Source organism: Pseudonocardia pini, from assembly GCF_013870575.1.
Taxonomy (GTDB): Bacteria; Actinomycetota; Actinomycetes; order Mycobacteriales; family Pseudonocardiaceae; genus Pseudonocardia; species Pseudonocardia pini.
The window spans coordinates 1-5,471 of the sequence record NZ_JACBXB010000354.1 but is presented as its reverse complement, the minus strand read 5'-3'; the positions used below and the strand labels follow the sequence as shown (position 1 = coordinate 5,471).

The following is a 5,471-nucleotide window of genomic DNA, read 5'->3' as shown; positions in this document are numbered from 1 at the left end:
GTCCGCCCGCAGGACATCGTGGGTGCGCTGGCGAACGAGTCGCGGCTCTCGGGCCGAGACATCGGCGCCATCCAGATCCACGAGCGGCACTCCCTGGTGGAGATCCCCGAGCACGCGGCGGACGACGTCCTGCGCTCGCTCCGGGGCGTCACCACGCTGAAGGGTCGGCGGGCCAACGTCCGCCGGGACCGCGCCATCAGCTGACCCGCGCACGACCGAACGGCCCCGCACCCGACCCCGGGTGCGGGGCCGTTCCGCGTGGTGACCAGGGTGTGGGTGGTGCATCCGCCCCCGGTTGTGGCCGGAGCGGTGCAGCGGTAGCAAGACAGCCCACCCACCACACGACAGGGGCGCCTCCCATGACGCAGACCCACGACCTCAAGCCCCGCTCCCGGCAGGTCACCGACGGGATCGAGCGCACCGCGGCGCGCGGGATGCTCCGCGCCGTCGGGTTCCAGGACGGGGACTTCGCCAAGCCGCAGATCGGCGTCGCGTCGAGCTGGAACGAGATCACCCCCTGCAACCTGTCGCTGCAGCGGCTCGCGCAGGCGGCCAAGGAGGGTGTGCACCGCGCGGGCGGCTACCCGATGGAGTTCGGCACGATCTCGGTGTCCGACGGCATCTCGATGGGCCACGTCGGCATGCACTTCTCGCTGGTCAGCCGCGAGATCATCGCGGACTCGGTGGAGACCGTCGTCGAGGCGGAGCGGCTCGACGGCACGGTGCTCCTCGCCGGCTGCGACAAGTCCCTGCCCGGCATGTTGATGGCCGCGGCCCGCCTCGACCTGGCGAGCGTGTTCGTCTACGCGGGCTCGATCCTGCCCGGCCACGTCGACGGCCGGGAGGTCAACATCTCCGACGCGTTCGAGGCCGTCGGGGCCTGCGTGCGCGGCCTGATCACCCGCGAGCAGCTGACCGAGATCGAGAAGGCGATCTGTCCCGGCGAGGGCGCCTGCGGCGGCATGTACACCGCGAACACGATGGCGAGCGCGGCCGAGGCGCTGGGCATGGCGCTGCCGGGCTCGGCCGCCCCGCCCGCCGTCGACCGCCGTCGCGACGGCATCGCCCGCGCCTCGGGCGAGGCCGTGATCGGGATGCTGGAGAAGGGGATCACCGCCCGGCAGATCCTCACCCGGGAGGCCTTCGAGAACGCGATCGCCGTGGTGATGGCGTTCGGCGGCTCCACGAACGCCGTGCTGCACCTGCTGGCGATCGCGGCCGAGGCCGAGGTCCCCCTCGAGCTCGACGACTTCAACCGGATCGGCGACCGCGTGCCGCACCTCGCGGACGTCAAGCCCTTCGGCAGGCACGTGATGAGCACCGTGGACCAGGTGGGCGGCGTGCCCGTGGTGATGCGGGCCCTGCTCGACGCAGGCCTGCTCCACGGCGACGCGCTGACCTGCACCGGGAAGACGGTCGCGGAGAACCTCGCCGACGTCGACACGCCCTTGGACGGCACGGTCATCCACGCCATGAACGACCCGATCCACCCCACGGGCGGGATCACGATCCTGCGCGGCTCGCTCGCGCCGGAGGGTGCCGTCGTCAAGAGCGCGGGCTTCGACTCCACGGAGTTCCGCGGCACCGCCCGGGTGTTCGACGGCGAGCAGGGCGCGCTCGACGCCGTGTCCGACGGCACCGTCGTCCCCGGCGACGTCGTCGTGATCCGGTACGAGGGTCCGCGCGGCGGCCCCGGGATGCGGGAGATGCTCGCCGTCACGGGGATGATCAAGGGGGCGGGCCTGGGCAAGGAGGTCCTGCTCGTCACGGACGGGCGGTTCTCGGGGGCCACGACGGGGCTGTGCATCGGGCACGTCGCGCCCGAGGCGACCGACGGCGGGCCGATCGCGTTCGTGCGGGACGGGGACCCGATCGTGCTGAACATGGTGACCCGCACGCTGGACCTCGACCTGCCCGCGGAGGAGATCGAGAAGCGCCGCGCGGCCTGGGTGCGCCCGGAGCAGGGGCGGCGTACGGGGGTCCTGGCGAAGTACGCCAGACTCGTCGGGTCGGCGGCGCAGGGCGCCGTCTGTTCCTGACTCGTCCGGAGAGGAGCGGCGTGGGGAAGAAGCAGCAGGGTCGGGGTCAGAAGCGGGCCGCGAAGGTCGCCGCGCGCAAGCGCCGGGCGCGGCCCGAGGGGGCCGTCGAGCCCCTGCGCCCGATCACCACGCTCCCCGGACTCGACGACTGGGGTGTCGACGGCGACCCGGCCCGGCTCGAGGAGCTGGAGGCGGTCGAGGAGATGCGCTACACCGTCGCCGAGATCCGCACGATCCGCCAGGTCGGCCCGCACGACGGCAACCCGGAGTGGCTGGAGGTCCTCGAGGCCAACGTGGGGGCCCTCGCCGACTCGGACGAGACCGACCTGGTCGTCGAGATCATCGACGACCGGGTCCGCCGGGCCGTCGTGGACACCCTCGGCACGTCCTCGCCGGAGCCCGCGCGGGAGGAGGTGCGCTGCCTGGTCGCCTCCGACGGCGAGACCGCCGGGCCCGAGGCGGACCCGGAGGGCTTCGGCGGCGCCCCGGCGCAGTGGATGGCCCTGGCGGTCCTCCTCGGCTGGCTGGGCAACCACGGCCCCCGCCCGATCCCCACGGCGGCGCGGACCCGCGTCCCCGAGTGGGCGGGCCGGACGCTGGGGGAGCGGCCCGGTGAGGTCGTCGCGCAGCTGATCGGCATCATCGGCTCGGAGGAGGAGCGCCACGCCGTCCTCGGCCCGGAGGCGGACGCCCTGGAGGACGACTTCCTCGCCGGCCTGATGTGGATCGCCGCAGGCCTGGTGGCCCTCTACGGCGACGGCGACGCGAACACCTACCTGGCCTTCCCGGAGGGCGTCCCCGCCTGACCACCCCGCCGAGATGAACCTCGGTGTCGTTCCGACCATGATCGAACGACACTGACGTTCATCTCGGCTGGTCGGTGTGGGCCTTCTCCAGGACCTCGACGAGGGTGTCCGCGGGCTGGGCGCCGGAGAGGCCGTACTTCTCGTCGACGACGAAGAAGGGCACGCCGGTGATTCCGTAGCGGCGGGCCTGCTCCTCGTCGGCGCGGACCGCGGCGAGGTACTCGTCCGAGCCCAGGACGCGCTCGACGTCGGCCTCGGGCAGGCCCGCACCGACCGCGATCCGGTGCAGGGCCTCGGGCGACCCGATCGGCTCTCCGTCGGTGAACAGGCCCTTGACCAGCGCGGACTTCAGCCGCACCTGCAGCTCCGAGCCGCCGAGCTCCCACGCGAGGTGCAGCAGGCGGTGGGCGTCCGCGGTGTTGCCGTCCCGCGCGCTCTCGAGGTGGAACACGAGCCCGTCCTGCGCGGCGATGTCCGCGACCCGCTGCTCCATCGCCCGCACCTGGGCGACGTCCGTGCCGAACCTCGCCGCGAGACGCTCCGTCCGGTCGCCCTCGTGACCGCGCGGGGCCTGGGGATCCAGCTCGAAGCTGCGGTACCGCACCTCGACCTCGTGGGGGAAGCGTTCCAGGGCGGTGGCGATGCGGCGGGTGCCGATCGCGCACCAGGGGCAGGCCACGTCGGACCAGATCTCGACCTTCACACTCCCTCGGAACGTCCGTCCGCAAGGATCGATTCCGCAGCGATCACCGCAGGTCAGGAGCTTCTTCACAGCGTGCTCTCAGCGGGCGCCGCGCCGAGGTGCGGTCCCGAGGGACACGCTTCGGTCCGTGAGGGACACAAGCCAGGACGGTCCGGACCTCGCCTTGGTCGCCCGGGCGTCGGCGGGGGACCGGGCCGCGGTCGACGAGGTGATCCGCCTGGTCCATCCCTTCGCCCTCCGCTACTGCCGGGCCCGGCTGGGCCACGCGCTGCCCGGGCTGACCGCCGAGGACCTCGCCCAGCAGGTCTGCATGGCCGTGCTCCACGCGTTGCCGCGCTACGAGGACCGCGGCAGGCCGTTCCTCGCACTGGTGCACCGGATCGCGGTGTTCGAGGTGGGGGACGCCTACCGCGCGGCCGCCCGCGGGGACCGGCTGACCGACCTGGTCCCGGACGAGCCGGACCCCGACACCGGGCCGGAGGAGTGGGCCGTGGTGCACGACGACCTCGCCCGGCTGCGCCCCGCCCTCGACCGGCTGTCCCGCACGGCACGCGAGGTCCTGCTGCTGCGGCTGGCCGTGGGGCTGTCGGCCGAGGAGACCGCGGCCGTCGTGGGGAGCACCGCGGGGGCGGTGCGGGCGATGCAGCACCGGGCCCTGGCCAGCGTGCGCGCGCACATCGCCGCCGCCGAGGCGGCGGTCGCGCACTGATCGGTGCCGATCGACCGGGTCCGCCCGTTCCCTTACCTGCCGGCAACACGGCGGATCACACCCGGAAACCCCGTGGTTCCACCGTGAACGGCATGCACGAGCGCGCCGAGGGCCTGGAGCAGGAGGCGCTCTCCGCGCCGGGCCCCTCGCCGACCTCCGGGGTCGGCGTGATCGTCCCCTTCGACTTCGCCCTGGACCGTGAGCTGTGGCGATGGGTCCCCGAGGACGCGGCACTGCACGTCACCCGGACCCCGTTCGTCCCCTCGCCGGTCACCGCCGAGATGGCGCGCGCGATCTCCGATCCCGACCCGGTCCGGCGGGCCACGCGGGACGTGCTGGAGCCCGAGCCCGGGGTCGTCGCGTACGCGTGCACGTCGGGCAGCTTCGTCGACGGCGCGGCGGGCGAGATCGCCCTCACCGGGGTGATCACCGACGCGGGCGCCCCGCTCGCGCTGACCACCGCCGGTGCCCTGGTCGAGGCGTTGAAGGCCTTGGACGCCACGCGGATCGCCGTCGTCACGCCGTACGTGGACGACCTCACCCGGATGCTCGAGGAGTTCCTCTCCTCGCACGGGGTGGAGACCGTCGGGAGCGTGGGGCTCGGTCTGCTGGGCCAGATCTGGCGGGTGTCCTACGACGAGGTCGTGCGGGCCGTGCGCGCCGCGGACCGGCCCGAGGCCGAGGCCGTCTTCATCAGCTGCACCAACCTCTCCACCTACGACGTGATCGCCCCGCTCGAGCGGCTGCTCGGCAAGCCGGTGGTCACCGCCAACCAGGTCACGATGTGGGCGGCGCTGCGCGCGGTCGGGCGCCGGGCCGTCGGGCCGGGGCAGTCGCTGGTCCACGGCTCCACCCGGCACACCCCGGCCCCGCACCTGCGCGTGGTCCCCGACCAGCCCCGTCCCCGCGAGGAGGGCCCGGAGCTGGGCGGCGGGGGCCCCGGTGGCCCCCAGGTCCTGCACAAGGTCCGCGTCCGGCTGCCGGACGAGTCCGGTGCGCTGGCCCGGCTGACCGAGGCCGTCGCGCGGGCGGAGGGCAACATCCTCGGCCTCGCCGTGCACGGCCAGGACTCCCGCTCGGTGGTCGACGAGATGTTCGTCGGGTCCGCCCGCAGCGCCGAGGACCTCGCCGAGGCCATCCGGGAGGGGCTCGGCGCGCACGACCCGGGCGCCGTGCTCGTCACGCCCGCGGACCCGCACGACCTGGTCGACGCC

5 protein-coding genes and 1 pseudogene are annotated in these 5,471 nt (G+C 74.0%); 5 read left to right on the top strand and 1 reads right to left on the bottom strand.

Annotated features, from left to right (window positions below):
* The 3 genes from H5J29_RS19250 to H5J29_RS19240 form a co-directional block, all read left to right on the top strand.
* Nucleotides 1-204 (top strand): DbpA RNA binding domain-containing protein (locus H5J29_RS19250; RefSeq protein WP_181782426.1); only part of this gene is annotated, 204 nt, incomplete at its 5' end.
* A 155-nt stretch (nt 205-359) separates the two neighbouring features.
* On the top strand, nt 360-2,039 hold the full coding sequence (ilvD, locus tag H5J29_RS19245) for a dihydroxy-acid dehydratase (protein WP_181782425.1): 1,680 nt from the start codon (nt 360-362) through the stop codon (nt 2,037-2,039).
* Nucleotides 2,040-2,059: 20 nt separating this feature from the next.
* Nucleotides 2,060-2,845: a hypothetical protein gene (locus tag H5J29_RS19240; RefSeq protein ID WP_181782423.1), complete on the top strand. Its 786-nt coding sequence runs from the start codon at nt 2,060-2,062 to the stop codon at nt 2,843-2,845.
* Nucleotides 2,846-2,903: 58 nt separating this feature from the next.
* Here the strand turns inward: H5J29_RS19240 and H5J29_RS19235 are convergent, their stop codons facing one another.
* Entirely contained in the window at nt 2,904-3,548 is a 645-nt protein-coding gene (locus H5J29_RS19235; RefSeq protein ID WP_181782421.1) for a DsbA family oxidoreductase, read from the bottom strand.
* Between the two features lie 127 nt (nt 3,549-3,675).
* Between H5J29_RS19235 and shbA the strand changes: the two genes are divergently transcribed.
* Together shbA and H5J29_RS19225 are read left to right on the top strand one after the other, a co-directional pair.
* Nucleotides 3,676-4,257, top strand: a complete 582-nt coding sequence (shbA, locus tag H5J29_RS19230) for an RNA polymerase sigma factor ShbA (RefSeq protein WP_312858309.1) — start codon at nt 3,676-3,678, stop codon at nt 4,255-4,257.
* A 113-nt stretch (nt 4,258-4,370) separates the two neighbouring features.
* A pseudogene (locus H5J29_RS19225) lies at nt 4,371-5,096 on the top strand (maleate cis-trans isomerase family protein); the annotation flags it as partial.
* Nucleotides 5,097-5,471: the final 375 nt, after the last annotated feature.